Origin of the sequence: Segatella intestinalis (assembly GCF_029348455.1) — a bacterium.
In the GTDB taxonomy this organism is placed as follows: domain Bacteria; phylum Bacteroidota; class Bacteroidia; order Bacteroidales; family Bacteroidaceae; genus Prevotella.
Window position 1 is genome coordinate 148,035 of the sequence record NZ_JARJVV010000002.1, and the last position, 18,476, is coordinate 166,510.

14 protein-coding genes are annotated in these 18,476 nt (G+C 44.6%); 9 read left to right on the forward strand and 5 right to left on the reverse strand.

Features of this window, described 5'->3' with window-relative positions:
* Window positions 1–31 precede the first annotated feature (31 nt).
* The 8 genes from P3T48_RS01670 to P3T48_RS01705 all read left to right on the forward strand — a co-directional run bounded on the left by P3T48_RS01670 (window position 32) and on the right by P3T48_RS01705 (window position 9,136).
* Window positions 32–1,765 (forward strand): M6 family metalloprotease domain-containing protein, encoded by a 1,734-nt coding sequence (locus tag P3T48_RS01670; protein ID WP_276505379.1) that lies wholly within the window; start codon window positions 32–34, stop codon window positions 1,763–1,765.
* A gap of 3 nt (window positions 1,766–1,768) precedes the next feature.
* Window positions 1,769–2,233, forward strand: coding sequence for an energy transducer TonB (locus tag P3T48_RS01675; protein ID WP_276505380.1), 465 nt, complete (start codon window positions 1,769–1,771; stop codon window positions 2,231–2,233).
* Window positions 2,234–2,473: 240 nt separating this feature from the next.
* Complete coding sequence (locus P3T48_RS01680; protein ID WP_276505381.1) at window positions 2,474–3,874, forward strand: hypothetical protein; 1,401 nt, start codon at window positions 2,474–2,476, stop codon at window positions 3,872–3,874.
* An 84-nt stretch (window positions 3,875–3,958) separates the two neighbouring features.
* Window positions 3,959–6,049 (forward strand): leucine-rich repeat protein, encoded by a 2,091-nt coding sequence (locus P3T48_RS01685; RefSeq protein WP_276505382.1) that lies wholly within the window; start codon window positions 3,959–3,961, stop codon window positions 6,047–6,049.
* A 279-nt stretch (window positions 6,050–6,328) separates the two neighbouring features.
* Window positions 6,329–6,529 carry a DUF4160 domain-containing protein gene (locus tag P3T48_RS01690; protein WP_228114180.1) on the forward strand — a complete coding sequence of 67 codons (201 nt, stop codon included), beginning with the start codon at window positions 6,329–6,331 and terminating at the stop codon, window positions 6,527–6,529.
* Window positions 6,530–6,535: 6 nt separating this feature from the next.
* A complete protein-coding gene (locus P3T48_RS01695) occupies window positions 6,536–6,802 on the forward strand; it encodes a DUF2442 domain-containing protein (protein ID WP_022252574.1) in 267 nt (88 codons plus the stop codon).
* Between the two features lie 203 nt (window positions 6,803–7,005).
* Window positions 7,006–8,394, forward strand: coding sequence for a DUF5687 family protein (locus P3T48_RS01700; RefSeq protein ID WP_276505383.1), 1,389 nt, complete (start codon window positions 7,006–7,008; stop codon window positions 8,392–8,394).
* A 34-nt stretch (window positions 8,395–8,428) separates the two neighbouring features.
* Window positions 8,429–9,136: an ABC transporter ATP-binding protein gene (locus P3T48_RS01705; protein ID WP_276505384.1), complete on the forward strand. Its 708-nt coding sequence runs from the start codon at window positions 8,429–8,431 to the stop codon at window positions 9,134–9,136.
* 102 nt (window positions 9,137–9,238) lie between these two features.
* On the opposite strand, the gene P3T48_RS01710 is transcribed toward P3T48_RS01705, so the two are convergent.
* The 4 genes from P3T48_RS01710 to P3T48_RS01725 form a co-directional block, all read right to left on the reverse strand.
* Window positions 9,239–10,348 (reverse strand): tetratricopeptide repeat protein, encoded by a 1,110-nt coding sequence (locus P3T48_RS01710; protein ID WP_276505385.1) that lies wholly within the window; start codon window positions 10,346–10,348, stop codon window positions 9,239–9,241.
* 14 nt (window positions 10,349–10,362) lie between these two features.
* Window positions 10,363–11,856 (reverse strand): TlpA family protein disulfide reductase, encoded by a 1,494-nt coding sequence (locus P3T48_RS01715; RefSeq protein ID WP_276505386.1) that lies wholly within the window; start codon window positions 11,854–11,856, stop codon window positions 10,363–10,365.
* Window positions 11,857–12,013: 157 nt separating this feature from the next.
* Window positions 12,014–13,627, reverse strand: coding sequence for a hypothetical protein (locus P3T48_RS01720; protein WP_276505387.1), 1,614 nt, complete (start codon window positions 13,625–13,627; stop codon window positions 12,014–12,016).
* Between the two features lie 70 nt (window positions 13,628–13,697).
* A complete protein-coding gene (locus tag P3T48_RS01725) occupies window positions 13,698–14,177 on the reverse strand; it encodes a virulence RhuM family protein (protein WP_276505388.1) in 480 nt (159 codons plus the stop codon).
* Window positions 14,178–14,643: 466 nt separating this feature from the next.
* On the opposite strand from P3T48_RS01725, the gene P3T48_RS01730 reads away from it, so the two are divergent.
* Complete coding sequence (locus P3T48_RS01730) at window positions 14,644–16,995, forward strand: beta-glucosidase (protein ID WP_276505458.1); 2,352 nt, start codon at window positions 14,644–14,646, stop codon at window positions 16,993–16,995.
* Between the two features lie 473 nt (window positions 16,996–17,468).
* Here P3T48_RS01730 and P3T48_RS01735 read toward each other — a convergent pair whose 3' ends face one another.
* Window positions 17,469–18,410 carry an acyltransferase family protein gene (locus P3T48_RS01735; RefSeq protein WP_276505389.1) on the reverse strand — a complete coding sequence of 314 codons (942 nt, stop codon included), beginning with the start codon at window positions 18,408–18,410 and terminating at the stop codon, window positions 17,469–17,471.
* Window positions 18,411–18,476 lie beyond the last annotated feature (66 nt).

Sequence of the window (18,476 nt, forward strand, 5' to 3'; positions counted from 1 at the left end):
AGAGTCTTTTCTTTCTTAATAATAATTTTGTATGAAATATAAACTTTATCTTACGGCTTGCTTATTTGTCTTGGGATTGTCGTGTGCTCATGCTGTTCCAGCTAAGAAAGGAGTGAAGCGGACTATAAAACTTGCAGACGGAACTTCTGTAGTAGCAGAGCTTAAAGGTGATGAGTTCGCCTCTTATTGGCAGGCGGATGATGGTAAATGCTATGTGCAGGATATTGATTCCCGCACATTTAAGATTACAGATAAAGCACAGGTTGTGAACCGAGGTTTGGCAAAACGTCAAAAAGCCAATGATGAACGCATCAAACGCTTTGCCAAACGAGGACCGAAAAGAGAAATAACAGGTGCTTTCTCTCATTTTACAGGAACAAAGAAAGGACTCATCATTCTTGTCAATTTCAAGGATGTAAAGTTCGGCAGGACTCACACCCTCACTATGTTCGATAATATTGCCAACAAAAAAGGCTTTACCAATAGTTTGGGATTCAAAGGCAGTGTGAAAGATTATTTCTTGGCACAAAGTAACGGACAGTTTGAATTGGATTTCGACGTGGTTGGTCCCTATACTTTGTCGCAAAACATGGCTTATTATGGCGCACATACCAAGGATGGTGATGTGGATGCAAAGGCAGGGCACATGGTATTGGAGGCTTGCCAGATGGCTGATAAAGACGTAAACTATAAAGACTACGACTGGGATGGTGACGGCGAAGTGGACCAAGTATTTGTTATTTACGCAGGTTTCGGCGAGGCTGATGGTGGTTCCGAAGATACTATTTGGCCTCATGAGAGTATGTTGTCGGCTTCGACGGTTGGTAAACGTTATGAAACCAAAGATGGTGTTAATGTAAATACCTATGCCTGTGGTAATGAGAATACGTATGACATGTTGGGACGAAGCCGTATCAATGGTATTGGCACCATCTGTCATGAGTTCTCTCATTGCTTGGGTTATCCAGACCTGTATGATACCAATTATGGTGGAAATTTCGGAATGGGTTCCTTCGACCTGATGTGCTCTGGCAGCTATAATGGTGAGAGCTTCTGTCCTCCCAACTATTCAGCCTATGAGAAATGGATTGCTGGCTGGATAACTCCCATAGTCCTTGATAAACCAGCATCTGTAAAAGGTATGCAGGCGCAGGATGTGAAGTATGGACAGGCATTTGTTGTCTATAATGACAACAACAAGAACGAGTATTATCTCATTGAGAACAGACAGCAGAGCGTGGGTATCTGGGACAAGCTGTTGCCAGCCAGTGGCATGATGATAACCCATGTGGACTATGACAAGAATATCTGGGAGCTCAACAATGTCAACACCATTGTCAATTATAGCAACCAGTATGGCCCAGGATATGCTTATCTTGACAACGATCATCAGCGCCTTACAATCTTCCATGCTGACAACGAAGAAGGTGCTTCTACAAAATCGCAGGCTGGTGACCTGTATCCCTTTAATGGCAACAACAGTCTTACCGACACCTCTTCGCCTGCAGCAACCATCTATCAGGGCGGATCGACCATGGGCAAGCCTATCACCAACATTACTCAGAATGAGGATGGAAGCATCGACTTCGACTTCATGGGCGGCAGTAACGACAACATCATCTCGGGTATTCACTTCATAGAGAATGATGAGATGTCTTCCTTCGGTCAGGGTGTTTACTCTTTGGACGGTCGTTATATGGGCACTTCAGTCAACAGTCTTGACAAAGGCATATATATCGTGAACGGCAAGAAGATTGTCAAATAAAGTATGAAACAGAGAAATTTTATATTGCTTTTCTGTGCAGTCCTGTTGGTGGCAGGCTGTACGGAAAAGAAACATAATCACATGAAATCATCCGACTTTGAAGCGAGTCAAGTACTTAAGGACTCCATGTCGGAGCCTGTTAAGTTGGATAGCGACCTGCTCTCTGATGCAGGTACCGTCGTTCCTTACTTCCCAGGAGGTCTGAAAGCCATGCGTGCTTTCATAGCCAAACATGTGCGTTATCCTGAAGCTGCCCGCACGTTGAAAAAGGAAGGCAGGGTTATCATTTCTGCTCAAGTAGACACCAAGGGCAATCTCTCTCAATACAAGGTGATGATGAGCGACGACCCTCTTTTCGACAAGGAGGCTTTGAGAGTGGTAAAGCTGATGCCTCGCTTTGTGCCTGAGGGGAAAGGCAAGGTCGTTGCCGGCACGGTAAAGATTCCCGTCATGTTCAGATTGAAATAAAGCTGCCGCTTCCTTATCCTATCAAATCCGTATTGCCCACCCATGGTTACTTACCGTACCAAGGGGCAGATATAAACACTTCGCCTTGTCTTTTGAAGAGTTACTTGATTTTTATTGCAACACTGAGTTAAGTGAGTCTTCTGATTTGGCAATCTCCTGGCAAACTTATTTTTGCTTCAGGTACTTATTCTTAAAAATAATTTTTAGTGTTGCAGAATTTATTAGTATTAATCAAACATTATGGGACACTTAATGAAGCAGTTTGGTATCGGCTTGCTGACCATGACTCTTGGTGCTGTTGGTACAACAGGGAGTCGTGCACAGGAGGTTTCTTACATTATTCCTACACCCAAAGCCGAGTTGTTGCAAACAGCGTCTAAAGCAAAATTATTAGCTGCTGCTAATAATGGTTTGAAGGCAAACTATAAGACGCCTGTACCTTTAGCTAACCTTGGAACCATTTCGCAAGGAGACAACGCCAGTTGTAATTACCTGTTCAAGCACAAGGACATCAATGGGGGAGCATGGCTGTTGGCTTCTTCCGACAAGAAAGCAAGTTATGTAAATCAATCGACAGGAAATGTTACCTCGTACCAATGGACTGTGCCAGGAAGCAGTGTGTCTTCTTTCACAAGTAGTGATATTCAGGTAAGCTATTCCAAGCCCGGTATCTATGCTATGCCTACCCTTACGGTGGGAAACGGCACTGAAACCAACAGTTATACTGCTCCTTATACTATAAAGGTGGGAGGCACTTCGGAGATAACAACCATCGACTGTCGCGAATGGGGCTCCACATATATGCTTTCTGCATTGGCGTATGGCAATGGTCAAGGATATGTAGGAGGAACCAATTCGGTAGATATTGTTGGTTGGGGTAATCTCTTTATGCTTGGAACTGATGAAGCCTTCCTTGACGGCATCAATGTTTATCTGCTTAAAAAGCCTACAAAGTATAAGGATGGTGCCAAATTGATAATTAAGGTATGGATGACCAATATTACAGATAAAGAAGCAAAGTTGATTTATCTACCTGTAGAGGCGGAAACTGTTTACATGAAGGATATCAAGGCAGATGGAGAAGATGGCGCTTGGTGTCCTGTTTATGATGGCGCCCTTGCTCAGGTTAAGTTCTCTGAACCTCTTTCCATGTATGGTAAAACCACATTCTTTGTAAGTGTTGAGGGTTTCAGCAACGATCCTTCTACAGAAGACTTCGTCTTGCTAAAAGATATGGTGGGCAAGCAACTTGATGAGACACAGGTTTACTCATTGCTTAGTCACAATTCTTTTGCACGTCAGAAAGGTGAGACCGACTATTTGCGTCCTATTAATATGTATGGTGGCGGTACGGGCAGCTTTGCCATTTGTCCTATCATTCGTATTCCAGAAACAGCCACAGGCATAAATACAGCAACCACAGCGAATAGCGAACGTCTCATTGCTCGTTTCTCAGACAGCAATACTATCGAGGTTACTTCTCCTGCTGATGGTCGTGTTACTATTGTCGATGCTGGCGGCGCAACGCTTGCCAATGGTCGTATATCCAACGGAAAGGCTCAAATCAATGTGCCAAATGCTGGTCATGGACTCTACATCGTTTCAGGTCCTAACGGTCAGACAGCAAAAATCCTTAGATAGAGCTAAAAGCTATTATAATTATTTTTTAGGCTCTATTCAGTTATTTAGAAAATAATATATAGGTAAACATAAAAATTATAAACAATGAAGAATTTTACACGCAAAATGGCCAGCACCGCCTTGGTGGCTGTGCTTGGAGTATGTGGTGTCAATGCACAGACACATACATGGAAGAGTGTGAACACAGGAGACGGAACAACGTATGCCATTGACAAAGATGGATCTCTATGGTCTTTCGGATGGAACGAATCTGGTCAGATGGGTATTGACGACAAGACCGTAAAGATTTCTGTACCAACACAGGTAGGAACTGATAAAGACTGGGCGATGACCAGTGCTGGACAGGCTTATGGTTTCTTTATCAAGAACGATGGTACATTGTGGGCTGTAGGTGACAATACAAATGGTGTGTCTGGTGTAGGCGATGGAGCTACCAGTCATAAAGTCCCCACACAGGTAGGTAAAGACAGCAACTGGAAAACAGTTAGCTGTGCACGCTTTTTCGGTCATACAGCTGCAGCCATCAAGACAGATGGTACTCTTTGGACATGGGGTGATGGTCGCTCAGGACAACTTGGCTTAGGTTCGTATATTAGCAAGACCACACCTACACAGGTTGGAACTGACAACAATTGGGCTCAGGTAAGCCTTGGTAATGATTTTACCATTGCTCTGAAAACCGACGGAACACTTTGGGGATGGGGTGTTAACCAGCAGAAACCCCTTATGAACAATGCGAAATATTGTAAAAGCCCTGTTCAGTTGGGTACAGACAACGACTGGGCATATATCTTTGCTGTTGTTGAAACCGCTTATGCCATCAAGAAAGATGGCTCATTATGGGTATGGGGCGACAATAGCAATAATATGGCTGGCATAAAAGATGCGGATATAGAAGTGACTTCTACTCCTGCAAAAATCACATTCGGTACTGGCGAGAAGGTCATTGCCATCACTGGCTGCGACAATAACCGTTATGTGGGTGTTGGAGGTGAAGCTGGTATTATCACCAAGATTTACTCATGGGGCTCTAATGTAGACGGTGCTCTCGGAGATGGAAGTGGTGTTCCTGTTGATGCCACAGAAGGTCAGGAAACCATTGTAGAACCAGTTGTCGTAAAGATTCCAGAAGGTGTTAAGGGCACTCAACTGGCAAGCGGTAATGGTTATTGTGTGCTTCTGTCTACCGATGGTAAGATTTATGGTTGGGGTAAAAACCGTGCCGGACAGCTTGGTAACTATTGCTCAGAAGACCAGATGACCTACATTGCTCTTCCTACAGAATGTGCCGTTGAGCAGGCTACAGAAGAAAAGGTGTATACAATCGATGCTGAAGAGATTCCTGCACAGCTCAGTGATGCCAAGAAGCTCATTCTTACAGGCACATGGTCACAAGCTAAACTGCAGGCTCTGTCTCTTGCCATTGGCAACAACACCGGCTTCCCACCTGTAGGTAACTCTACCATAGAGGAAATTGATATGAGTCAGGCCAAGATTGAAGCTAATACGTATGCTTATCTTTCTTCAGGTTATGGCGCATTCCGTGGTCTCAACGCTCTTGTTACAGTTAAGATGCCAGCTGCGGAAGAGGCTGCTCATTTCAAAAGTTTGCGCTCTGCTTTCCAGAACTGCACAAGTCTGAAGAACATAGACATTTCTGACTGTGTAAACGTGACTAACCTCACCGATGCTTTCTTTGGTTCTGCGATTACAGAAGTAGACCTTTCTAAGTTTAATAATATCACAAGTTGTGAAAGCGCATTTGACAAATGCGAGAAACTCATTTCCGTAAAGTTGCCTGCTAAGATTACACTCGGCAAGTATCTCTTCGGCAGCAATTACTCTCTTGCCACTATCGACTGGAGTGCATATTCTGGCACAGAAGCTCCAAAGATGCCAAGTGGTTTGTTCCAGTATGTTGACGAGCAGAAAGATCTTAAGAATATTACTCTTATCGTTCCTGATGCTTTGGTTGAGTCGTTCAAGGCAAATGCCGATTGGGCTAAGCTCAATGTGGTAGGTACTACCCCAACAGGTATTAGCGAGATTGTAACTAATAGAGCATCAAGCAACACCATTTATACAATAGAAGGTGTGAAGATAGCTACCTCTAAGGCAAATTCTCTGTCTAAGGGTCTTTATATCATTAACGGAAAGAAGGTAATGGTTAAGTAAATCACAAGATTTATCTTAATTGCTTAAAAATAAAAGGAGAAATCCGTATTGCCCACCCATGGTTACTTACCGTACCAAGGGTGGGCATTGTTGTTTATCTTCCTCACTCTCAAACATTTTCCCTTAAATTTCTTGCATCTTTCGGAAGAAAAGTGTAATTTTACATAAGATTAGCTGCGCTCGGCAATTTGAAAGCAAGCTTTCATTGCGCTCACTGGCATAATCTTTGCAAAAAAAGAAACGATGCCAACAATATTCATATTTTTTTGATTTAGGTTCATGTTTTATTCAAATGATCATGAACCGATTCATGTTCATGTAATCAAAGATGGAAATGAAGCAAAATATAATGTTTCTCCTCTGATCCAGATTTACAATCATGGGTTCAAAAAGCATGATATTGCCTTGATAGAATCTATTATTTCTGAGAACGAAGCAGTTATTATAGATAGATGGAAAGAGTATTTTAATCAAAAATAAGATATTATGGAGCAATATAGAATAAACCGCGTTTGGGTAGACGATACCCATATTTGGGCAGAAACCCAAAATGGCTGGAAGGCAAACTATCCTTTTAGCCGGTGGAGCCGTCTTGCTAACGCCACACCTGCTCAACGTAAAGCATTCGTATTGAGTAGATATGGTATTCATTGGCCTGAACTGGATGAAGATTTATGTTTTGAAGGCCTGTTTGCAGATGCTGGTATTTACAAACCGTCAGATGCAGAAAATGCTATTTATTATCAAGCATAATTAAATAGTGCTTTTCACATAAGCTTAGCTGCGCTCGGCAATACCTATAATGCCCACCCATGGTTACTTACCGTACCAAGGGTGGGCATTGATGTTATCACAATCTTTTGATGGTTATTTTTAGGTTATTTCTGTCAAAAAGAAATGACTTTTGGCACTTTTTGCTTATCTTTGTGCCCGTAAACCATTAATAAGACAGATTTATGTTACGATTATTGTTTAGACTATGGTGGCTTCAGCAACGTCGCTCCTTCACCTGGAAGGATGCCGTTGTGGGTGGTTATCTCATCTTCGTTTATGTGATGGTGGGCTTGGGCTTCTACTTTGGAGCTACCCTCGATGGCGAGGAACTCTTCGAGGACGGAACTCCTGATGCTCTTTGTGCCATTTTGGTGTTGACAATGCTGGTGCCCGATATCATCCTGAAGGTGGTGATGAAGCACGACAGCACGGCCATGGACGATTATCTCAAGTCGCGACCTGTGCCCGAGAAGGTTTGGAACCGTTTCCTGCTGCTCACCAACCTTGCCAATTTCTGGAATTACGTCATGCCTGTGCTCATGCTCCCCATGCTTTTCTGGATGCTCAGCGTGCCTCAGGCCATTGTGGGCTATCTGCTGATGCAGGCTTTCTCTTTCATCAATGGCATTTATGTCACTTGCTATTATAAAACTACCGACTGGATGCTGCGCTGGCCCTTGCTGTTGGGCTGGATAGGTATGGGAGCCATCCTTACTGCCTATCTTGTATGTTTCGCTTGGATGCCGGGATTCTTGATCAACATCGGTATGGCTGTATGGGCTGTGCTCATCATCACCGGCTTGCTTTTCTATCTCTATAACCTGAAGATTTATAATGAGCACAAGCAGAAGACGTCCCGTTTCAGAAGTTTTGGCAAAACAACGCTTTACAAGCTGCAGTACATCGGACTGCTTCGTGCCAAACGTGTGCGCAACATGGTGCTTGTCATGGTGATCATCTTCTTCCTCGATGCCCTGCTGATGGTATTCCTGCCCGATAGTGGTCCTGGCAATCAGGTTTCCTTGATCATGTATGTGGTGGGAGATGTATTGCTGCCTTCGGTAGTCTTGTCGCAGTGGACTTTTGGTATAGAGGCCAACTTCTTCCAGGGATTGATGACAAAACCTGTCAAGGTGGAACAACTCTTGCGCAACTGCTTCTACTTCTATCTGAGTATCAGCGGTGTGATGACGGTTCTCAGTTTGGTCTTCGTCTTCCTTTCTCCCGAAATAAAGGTATTCACCTTGTTGGGCGCCATGGGTATGGCTGTGTTTGTCAACCTTTCCAATCTGCCTACCTGTCTCTTTTCGTCACGGTTGGAAATCTTCTCCAACTCGATGTTCAACATGCAGGGAGCCAACATGAAGATCAATCTCTATGGTATTGTCTTCTTGGTGCCTTTAGGTCTTATGGCAGGTGTCTATTATCTGTGGGGAGCTGAGGTGTGGTGCATCGTCAGCGTGATTATGGCTGTCGTGTGCTTGTTGATTCATCGCAAGGTAATAGCACGCGTGGCAGCTATATACGATCGCAGACGCTATGAGCGCATGGAGAAATATATGGAGAATTAAGTTTTATGTTCAACGAATTAAAATGTACAGCAAAATGATTAAGATACAGAATCTCAAGAAAATATATAATGGCACAATCGTGCTGGATATAGAAAGCCTCGATATTGCCCAGGGCGAGTTGGTAGGATTGGTAGGAAACAACGGAGCAGGAAAGACCACCTTGCTGCGTCTTGTCCTCGACCTGATAAAGGCTGACGATGGTTTTGTGGAGAGCGATGGCAAGAAGGTCAACGAGTCGGAAGACTGGAAAACCTATACGGGCAGCTATATTGACGGACGCTTCTTGGTTGACTTCTTGACTCCGGAGGAGTATTTCTCGTTTATAGGTGATGTCTATGGTATTGACGAAGAGACGATGAAGGAACGTCTGGCTCCTTTTGAGACGTTTATGCACGATGAAATCATGGGAACCAAGAAGTATCTGCGTGATTTCTCGCAGGGCAACCGCCAGAAGATAGGTATCATTGGCGCAATGATCATTAACCCCAAGGTTCTCTTGCTCGACGAGCCTTTTAACTATCTCGACCCTTCTTCGCAGATGAACATTGCCCGACTGATTCATCAGGTGTGCAAGGAGCATGGCACTACGGTCATCATCTCCAGCCATAACCTCAACTTTGTGGCTGATATCTCTTCCCGCATCCTTTTGTTGGAAAAGGGCAGACTCATTAAGGATCTGCAAAATACGGATGGTGCCGCCATTGCCGAGCTTAACGAGTATTTCGGTATTCAGGCGGAGTAAATGTTCTGTTTTAAAGTTCTGGTTAAGATCATATAAAATCCTCAACTTCCGCATGTATGGAAGTTATAGAACTTCTGAACTTGCGAAAGTTGAGGATTTTAATTATTTTGTTTTCAACTGTGTCTTTGCTTTGGTGATGAGTTTCTCCTTCTCTGCTCCCTCTTTCATTTTCGGTGCTTTCTGCAGGAAAATTCGAAGGTACAGGCGTGCCTTCAGTTCGTCACCATCGGCCATATACATTTGTGCGGCATTGTAGTAGTTGAGTGGGTTGTCGCTATCGTCGTATTCGATACATTGGGCGAAAGCATGTCCCGCTTTTCCGAACTTTCCTTTATCGTAGTAGAGTTCTGCCAGTTGCTGGTTGATGTAGAGTGCGCGTTCTCGTGGGTAGGCAACTTCTATAGAACGGTTCAGATTCTGAATGGCTAACTCCCGATATTCTTCCTTTTTTGCTTCCTGATCAGCCTTGCAGGCGTCAGCCAGCTTCTTGTAGTCCATTCCCAAGAAGTATAGGCTGTTCATGGGTGGGTCGTCTTTTAGGTCTACAGCTCTTTTCAGATAAGGTAGTGCCAGTTGGTATTTCTCTGTGTTGTAGTAGCATAGTCCTAACACAAAGTTTGATTCATAATTGTCGAATCCATCGGCTATAAGCTTCTTGTAATAGGGTATTGCCTGTTTGTATCTGAATTGCAGAAACAGCGAGTAGGCAAGCTCTTTATTGATGAGGATGTTGGTGGAATCCTGTTTCTCTACATACGATAAGGCGAAGGCCGAAACGTTTTCGGGCTCGTTGGAGTTGTTCCAGTGTGAAAGGAGTGTGGTAAACACCTCGCTGTCGTTGGGATACATTAGCCTGATACGAAGTCCCCAGTTGTCTATTGCAGATTTGTTGCCAAGGTTCAGATTAGTAAAGAAGAGCATTCTCATGTCCTCGTGGTTGAGGCTGTCTTTGGGTATGCTGTCCATACAGGCGATGGCTTTCTTGTTGTCGCCGCGCATTCGGTAGCAAGAAGCCAACTTGCGTAATACAGGCAAGTCGCCAGGATGTGTGTTGAGATGTTGTTGATAAAACCCGATGGCATGCTGAGAGTCGTGCTCGGCCATGCAACTGTCGCCCTGGCTCACGAGTGCTGAACGTACAGGATGCTCGTTCTTGCCCTGCATTGTGAGGGCCAGAACGAGAATGTATGTTATTAATAATGTTTTTCTCATATTTTTCTCATATTTTATTTATTAGCATTGGTTAGTGCTTCCTTCAAGGCTTCTATACCAGGGAAGCCTGTGTGCTGGTAGATTTTGTGCCCCTGCTTGTCGATAATTACGTAGGTAGGAATGGCATTAAAATTGTACTGCTTGCCCAACTCGGCGCTTTGGGGATTGCTGATACGAGTGTGAATGCCATGAATGTCGGGTATCATCTCGTTCCACTTGTCGATAGGCGAGGTGGCATCGGCAATGTATATGTAAACTATGTCTTTCATTTCTTCTTTGATAGGCTTGATGGATTTCATGGCAGCACGGCATGGCATGCACCATGTGTTCCAGAAGTCGATGAGGATGGTCTTGCCCTTGTAGGGAGCGATGAGGGTTTCGATAATCTTTCCGGCGGCCATCTTCTCGGGTATGTCGACGATGGAGAATGTGCCCTTGGCGGCAGCTTCTTCCCTCAACTTCTTCGAGGCTTCGGCATCGGCTTTCGCTTTTTGAGCTACTTGTTCATTCTTGGCCAGCAACAATTGTAATACGGGCTTGCAGGTAATCTCGGCTTTGGCGGCCTGGAGTTCTTCCTCGCTGAGCGGTGTGTTGGGGGCTGGCATGAAGGGATTGCTGCTGGTAAGTTTCTTGCCGTACTTGTCGGCCTTGATCAGGTTGTCGCTCAGCTCGTCATTGATAATGTGTATGCCGAGAGGCTTATTGTCCAGTTCGCAGTAATAGGGATAGTAACGCTGATTGACTGAGCGAAGGATGGACATTTTGGACAGTCCCTTAAAATAGGACGCCGAGTCGATGGGTGTTTCTAAGTTCTTTTGGGCTGTGCTGTCTTTGCTTATCATATTGCTCATGCTAAGGTATGTCTTGTAGCTCAAGAGGTGGCCTATGTAGTTGATGTCGAGTTGCACACGGGCATAAGTTTTGCAGGCTTTGCTCACCGCAGCCTTGTCGATGGCCTTCTTGTTGGCTTGATAAGTATCGACGATGAACTGCTTGTATTGCAGGGGTGTCATGCCTCTTATGTCATCGAAAAATGTTCGACCACTCGTCTCCAGATTGTCTTTGACGGTTTGCAACTCGGTGCAGAGGGCGGCATAGTCGCCATCAAATTTCACATTTGTAGAGTCGAGAGTGATGGTCAGCTTTCCTTCTGGAACCATGATGATGGGGATTGCTCGCTTGCCTATCTTCAGGTCTGCCTGGGTAGGCAGCACCAGATTTTCTGTGATGGCGAAGCCCTGTGTGCCATCGGCGTTCTTTCGCAGTTTGGTGTCGTAGGGACCGCCACTAAACGCTCCGTTGTATAAAATTATGCGCACGCGTTCCCTGGATCCAGGAGTGTAGTGGTCGAAGATGACATTTATTTGCGATGGACCGAAGTGGGGTGAAGTCGGTGGCAAAGTAATGGTGTTGTCCTTGGCCTGTGCGGTGAAACCGAATGAAAGAGCCAAGACCAGAAACAAGAGATGGCGACAGATGGTCGTCTTGCAGTAGTTGAATTGTGTCATACGAAATGTTGTTTTATGTAATAATTTGCAGCTACAAAAATAAGTATAATCTTGCAATCTTGCAAACGAATATTACAACAATGAGTGTTAGTATGTCTTGGTTATCAGGTGCTTAAACGTGATGTGTAACTATACAATTCTCTTTTTTGTAATCGACTTACACTTCACGGCTTATCACAGCCTCGAAGGAATATACCTCGCAGTCACTCTTGATGCGCGACTTCCTAACCCTTATATTAGCCATCGAATATTGCAGTATCTGCATTACTTCCTCGTCGGTCTTTCCGATGTGGTAGAGTATGCAGAAGAGGCAATGTGAGGGATTCAGATCGTAGCAGGCAAGCCGTTTGCTGTATTTTTCGTCTATCATCCTGTAGCTGGCAAGTAGCTGCAGGATTCCCTGTTTGCCGATTTGACTGATGTTCTTGTTCTGTACTGCTTGCGAGTAGTATATGAGTCCCTGACTTATATCGGTCAGTTCGCCGATTTGTGTCTTGTACAATTCTATATCCTTGTCACGTCTTTTCAGTTTGCGTACTTGTGTGGTGATGTCATGATTCAGTTGCTCGCATCGTTCTGCAAGTGTTGCGTTCTCTACGTCTTTTAGCTGATGTAGCGAACTTTGTAGAGCGGCAATGGTGCTTTGGGCTTTTCGTATGCGTGAAACAGAAAGGTATGTCATTGTCAGCAATATGGCAAGCACGATGATGATGGCTACAAGAATCCAGTTCTTCGCTTGCGCATATCGGTAGTTGCTGTAACCTCCTTCATACATTAGTTTCACCTTTTGTTCCTTGTCTGCATTGCCTTGTCTTTCAATGAAGGGTTCTGACTGATGTATTAGTTTGACGATGTTGTCGGCAGTCGTTGTGTCACCCAGGTGTAAGTACACAAAGTAAAACGGTATGAGATATTCATACGAACCCAGGTACATGTAATTGGATAATTCCTCTATTTCCGGTTTATGGGCATTGAGAAATTTCTCTCCTTTGGGTGTCTTGCCGTATCTCCATAGAAAACGATACAGATCCACTGCAGTTTTGTGTTTTATACCACCATAGTTATCTGCCAGATTGATGTAATCCATGATGACGGAGTCGGGAGTGTTTCCTTGTTCTATCAGTTTTTGAAAATAATAGTTGTACATAGGCCCTAATGTACTGTCCTTGTTCTCGGGAATGGAGTAAGCGATGTCGAAAGCTTCTTCTGCCAACTGACGGTCTTGATTGTTCACGGCACGGTAGAGCGTCGCCCAGGCACGATGGGATATGTTGTGGCTTTGTCGTGCCTCGTCCTCGAGTTTTACGGTGTAGGAGTTGTCGTGAGTGATGCGGCACATTAGGTCGTAGAGGTCGAGCTTCTCCTTTTGACGCATGATGGAGCTATATCTGCAGGCTTTCTTCAGTATTTGCAGCGTTTGTGTTGTGTCGTGAGTTGTGTTGAAAGTCATGGCGCCCTTATAATATAATGCACGCGCAAGCATAGGCTCATTGTTTTCTTTGGTAAAGATCTGTATGGCATCCTCAATGTCGGAATCTCGGCGCAATATATATACGCCTAAGATTTGGTATCTTATCTTGCAAGCCAGTAGTTTGTAGTACCCTTTGTTGTCGTTGCTGTCTGTTCTTTCCAAAAATACCTTGGCTTGGGCGGGATAATAGTCAGCCATATCGTCTATTTCTTCGAACGAAAGACGATAGTGCGATGGAGTACAGCCAACAACGAAGGTCAGCAACAGGGAAAATAGAAATAATATGACCGTTTTCTTCATTCTGCCTGCAAAGGTAAACATTCTTTCTGAAAATCATATACAGATAGAGAAGAAATTTGTGCTGTGATTATCAGTTATATTCGCCCTCGGATACTTGATCTTGCAATGTAATCGCACGTGACATCAAACGAACCACTTCTTTCAGTTCATTGTAATTGTCTAAGCGCTTCTGGTTGATGGCATAACCCTTGATGATGTATTGTTTCAAGATAGAGGTTGCCCAACGGCGAAAAGAGGTCGCATTCTTGCTGTTTACTCTGTACCCTACCGAAATAATCATGTCAAGATTGTAATAAGGGATGTCACGAACGATTTGTCTCTTACCCTCAAAGCGAACTTGTGCATTTTTTGCACAAGTTGACTTTTCGTCTAATTCTTGACTCTTGTAAATGTTGCGAATGTGTCGTGTAACAGATGTTCTGTCAACAGCAAACAACTCTGCCATTTGGCTTTGTGTAAGCCAAACGGTATCATTCTCTAATTTTACATTCAGCTCTATGTTGCCCTCTGGGGAACGATAGATTTCAATGGAAGAATTTCTCTGCTCCATACCTTTCATTAATTAAATGTCCTAATTCTGGTATCCAATTTTTGGATAATTCAGCAAAGATACGATAATTATCTGATTCCTACAAGGTTTTCAAGTATTTTTCCTGCTTTTTTGATGAAACATGTAAAAGATAGAAATGGTTTTGTCTTAATGAAAGCATTCGTTCTTGAGGCTTTTTCTACCTATACCTATATTTAAATGAGATTGCTGCGTTTTTTTGGAATTTATGGTATCTGCGTAACATCAGCTTTTCATCAAACTGCATGAAAAGGGATAGGAATGCTGTGTCATGATACTGAACAATATGTTAATCATATATGCTTAATCGGTTAAAATATGACGAAAAGATAGATTTTTGAGGAATAAAAGATAGAAAAAAGTTGGCTTTTCGTCCCGATTTTATTAAATTTGCAGACGATAAGACAGCATATTGCTAAGCTAATAACTAAACACTATAACGTAAATGATGAAGTATAAGAAAATGGTTCTTACAGTGGCAGTTGGAGCCTTGTCGGTAACAATGACGGCACAGACTGCGCCACAACTCAATGCCAACAACATTGAGGAAGTAATCAAGGCAATGACCTTGGAAGAGAAAGCACAGCTCTTAGTGGGAGGTGGCAACGATGGATTCGTAGGAAGCGGAGCCATGTTGGGACACCAGAAGAAGTTTGTTCCTGGTGCTGCAGGAACGACAGTGGCTATTCCGCGTTTGGGAATTCCTGCTACGGTGCAGTGTGATGGTCCGGCAGGAGTGCATATAGATGCACATCGCGAGGGCGACAGCCGTAACTATTATGCCACAGGTTTCCCCGTAGGAACCTGTCTGGCCTCTACCTGGAACACCGATTTGGTGCGCAAAGTGGGCGAAGCCATCGGTAATGAGACCTTGGAGTATGGCTGTGATGTGGTTTTAGGACCAGGTATGAACCTGCATCGTAATCCGCTTTGTGGCAGAAACTTTGAGTATTACTCAGAAGACCCTGTTGTGACAGGTCTTATGGGAACTGCCTTTGTGCTCGGTGTGCAGAGTCAGGGTGTGGGCGTGAGTGCCAAGCATTTTGCTGTGAACTCACAGGAAAGTGACCGTACCCGTGTGGATGAGCGTCTGAGTCAGCGTGCTTTGCGTGAACTTTATCTCAAGGGCTTTGAGATGATGGTGCGCAAGAGCAATCCTTGGACCATCATGTCGGCGTATAATAAGATAAACGGCATCTATGCACAGGGCAACAAAGATCTCTTGACCAACATCCTGCGTAACGACTGGGGATATAAGGGAATCGTCGAGACCGACTGGATTGGTAAGCGTGAAGACCTGCCTGTAGAACAGGAGGTGGCTGCTGGCAACGACCTGATGATGCCGGGCTATCCTGCACAGGTAAAAGATATAGTAAACGCGGTGAAATCGGGCAAATTGGACGTAAATGACGTTGACCGCAACGTGCGCCGTATGTTGGAATACATCGTGAAGACTCCACGTTTCAAGGGGTATAAATATAGTGGCGAGCCCGACCTCAAGGCTCATGCTGCCATTACCCGCCAGAGCAGCACCGAGGGTATGGTGCTCTTGAAGAACAATGCAGCTCTCCCTATCCGTGGCTTGAAGACGGTGGCTCTCTTCGGTGTCAACTCCTACGACTTTATGTCGGGTGGACTTGGTAGTGGAGCTGTCAATGTAGGTTATTCTGTAGATATGGTTACTGGACTGAAGAACATCGGTGTGGCTACTACTCCGCAGCTCACAGAAATCTATCAGAACTATGTGAAATATGCCAAGGCAAAGCTCAAGGCAGACAAGAATCCAATGATGTGGTTCCTGGATCAAGGACAACCAAAGCTCGATGAAATCGATATAACTGAGCGCTGTGTGGCCAATGAGGAGCCTAAGGCTGATGCCGCCATCATCACCATCGGACGTCAGGCTGGTGAGGGTATGGACCGTCAGATCAATGGTGAGTTCAACCTCAGTAAGACGGAACAGGATATGATTTTCCGTGTTTCTGATGCCTTCCATGCTAAAGGCAAGAAGGTGATTGTCATCATCAACTCAGGATCTGTCATGGAAACAGCAAGCTGGCGCGACCGTGTGGATGCCATCCTCGTGGCATGGCAACCCGGTATTGAAGGCGGTAACTCTGTGGCCGACATCCTGACAGGAAAGGTGAATCCATCGGGCAAACTGACCATGACTTGGCCTATTGCAGCGACAGATCATCCTTCTACTGCCAACTTCGCCAAGGAGTATGATATGTACACCTATAAGAATATGGAAGGCTGGGGAAAGGGCAATATCCCTGGCGTAGACTTCAGCAATCATGAAGAAGACATCTACGTGGGCTATCGCTACTTCGATACTTTCAAGAAGGATGTGGCTTATCCTTTCGGTTACGGTCTGAGTTATACTACTTTCGAGATGGGCAAGCCTTCTGTCAAGGCTAACGGCAAGAACATAGAGGTAAGTGTAACCGTCAAGAATACTGGCAAGGTTGCTGGCAAGCAAGTGGCACAGGTTTATGTCACCGCTCCTAAGGGTGCTTATGAGAAGCCTGCCAAGGAGTTGAAAACTTTTGGCAAGACCCATGAGTTGAAGCCAGGCGAAAGCCAGACTTTGAAGATGACTCTCGAGAAGCGCGACTTGGCAAGCTTTGATGAAGCCAACAGTCAGTGGAAGGTTGATGCTGGCAATTATCTGTTCCAGGTGGGAACCGATGTGGAGAGCATCAAGGGAATTGCTACATTAAAAGTGGCTGAATACACCGAGAAAACAAGCAGAGCCTGCGCTCCTAATGTTCAGTTGAATTATCTGAAGCAGAAGTAACTTTAATCGTGTAAGCAGAAGTATCTCTTCTCGTGTAAGAAGTAATACTTCATCACGTACAACTATGTACTCTGCCCAACGTTATGGGCAACTTTGCCCATAACGTTGGGCAGAGTTGTTCAATACGATGGGCAAAAATGCCCATAACGATGGGCAGATACTAATAAAGCCTTTCGCAGACTTTGTTCTCCTCTTCTTTTAGCCCTCCTGCATGATTGTCTTGACAGTTTATAGTTCTCAGTTTCTATAGAAAAGAACAGCTTTTCTGGTTGTTTTTTAGGAAAAGTGTAGTTTTTCTTATTGTTATTTATAGGAAAAGTGTAGTTTTTGCTTGGTTGTTTCGTAGGAAAAGTGTAAATATGCTCTATAGAAAGATTGAAAAATATATTATAAGTCACTTACAATCAGGGTCTGACAAGATTTTGATTATAGATGGTGCACGCCAAATAGGTTCCTGTGCATGCTCATAAGAGCTACTTGCGACAGAAGAAATGATCCTTTCCGCAGAAATAAGGAGAAATCCTGAGATAATCCATGACCTTTGCCGTCAGCAAACAACCGCAGACGGTGAAGGCCACAGCTGTTATTGTGAAGAGGATGAGCGTAGGGTCGAAAGTGAACAAAGGCACAAAGAGCTTGGTGATGATGGTGAAAGCCGGCGAGAACAACAGGATGGGGAGGGTGTTCTTTCCGATGACGAACGCTCCTTTCCTGAAGAGCTGGGGCATGAATCTATATACCGTCAGCCAGAATACTGTCATCACGTAGGTGAGCCACAGGCTGCGGACCAGGACAGGATAAGAACTCTGCCAGGAAGTAATGCCCACGATGGTGACGATGATGGCAAACAATGACGGACGGAAGACACTCAGGAACGGCACGCGAAGGAGCTTGATGCCCACACCAATGGTGAAGAAGATGCAGCAATGCCAGGAGATGATGTCCAACCAAACCACAAAAATACCGATGAAGGCAACCGTGAGCAGCAGGGCTCCTATCTTGATTTTGTTGCGGTAAAGCCATGAAACGGCATAATAGGCCACATAGCCGATGATGAGGTTGTGGATGTACCAGTATGGCCCCAGTGGCTCCATGGCGAGTTTACGCAGAAAGACGAGTATGTCGAGCCTGTCGATATGCTCATTGATGGGCAGTATCGAAGCCAGGATGATGTAGAGGCCCTCCATGACGATGTAGGGCACAAACCACCATTTCACCTTTTGGCAGAATTCGGTAAATGGCTTGTCGACATGAGCCAGGAAACCCGAGATGACAAAGAAGACAGGCGTAGTATAGAGCAGAAAGAACTCCTTGAGCCAGGGGTAGGTCTGTCCCAAATAAACCAAGTGTATCATGATGACGTGCAGGATGAACACACACTTCAGAAAGTCTAATTGTACGATTCTATTCTTCATTGATAAACGACATTGTTCTGAAGATATAACGCAACAAGTCTTTTTTTATTATTTTTCATGAGCCTT

Excerpts from the sequence above, each read along its gene's own strand:
- P3T48_RS01670 (WP_276505379.1), top strand. The coding sequence starts at position 32 with ATGAAATATAAACTTTATCTTACGGCTTGCTTATTTGTCTTGGGATTG.
- P3T48_RS01675 (WP_276505380.1), top strand. The coding sequence starts at position 1,769 with ATGAAACAGAGAAATTTTATATTGCTTTTCTGTGCAGTCCTGTTGGTG.
- P3T48_RS01680 (WP_276505381.1), top strand. The coding sequence starts at position 2,474 with ATGGGACACTTAATGAAGCAGTTTGGTATCGGCTTGCTGACCATGACT.
- P3T48_RS01685 (WP_276505382.1), top strand. The coding sequence starts at position 3,959 with ATGAAGAATTTTACACGCAAAATGGCCAGCACCGCCTTGGTGGCTGTG.
- P3T48_RS01690 (WP_228114180.1), top strand. The coding sequence starts at position 6,329 with ATGTTTTATTCAAATGATCATGAACCGATTCATGTTCATGTAATCAAA.
- P3T48_RS01695 (WP_022252574.1), top strand. The coding sequence starts at position 6,536 with ATGGAGCAATATAGAATAAACCGCGTTTGGGTAGACGATACCCATATT.
- P3T48_RS01700 (WP_276505383.1), top strand. The coding sequence starts at position 7,006 with ATGTTACGATTATTGTTTAGACTATGGTGGCTTCAGCAACGTCGCTCC.
- P3T48_RS01705 (WP_276505384.1), top strand. The coding sequence starts at position 8,429 with ATGATTAAGATACAGAATCTCAAGAAAATATATAATGGCACAATCGTG.
- P3T48_RS01710 (WP_276505385.1), bottom strand. The coding sequence starts at position 10,348 with ATGAGAAAAACATTATTAATAACATACATTCTCGTTCTGGCCCTCACA.
- P3T48_RS01715 (WP_276505386.1), bottom strand. The coding sequence starts at position 11,856 with ATGACACAATTCAACTACTGCAAGACGACCATCTGTCGCCATCTCTTG.
- P3T48_RS01720 (WP_276505387.1), bottom strand. The coding sequence starts at position 13,627 with ATGAAGAAAACGGTCATATTATTTCTATTTTCCCTGTTGCTGACCTTC.
- P3T48_RS01725 (WP_276505388.1), bottom strand. The coding sequence starts at position 14,177 with ATGGAGCAGAGAAATTCTTCCATTGAAATCTATCGTTCCCCAGAGGGC.
- P3T48_RS01730 (WP_276505458.1), top strand. The coding sequence starts at position 14,644 with ATGAAGTATAAGAAAATGGTTCTTACAGTGGCAGTTGGAGCCTTGTCG.
- P3T48_RS01735 (WP_276505389.1), bottom strand. The coding sequence starts at position 18,410 with ATGAAGAATAGAATCGTACAATTAGACTTTCTGAAGTGTGTGTTCATC.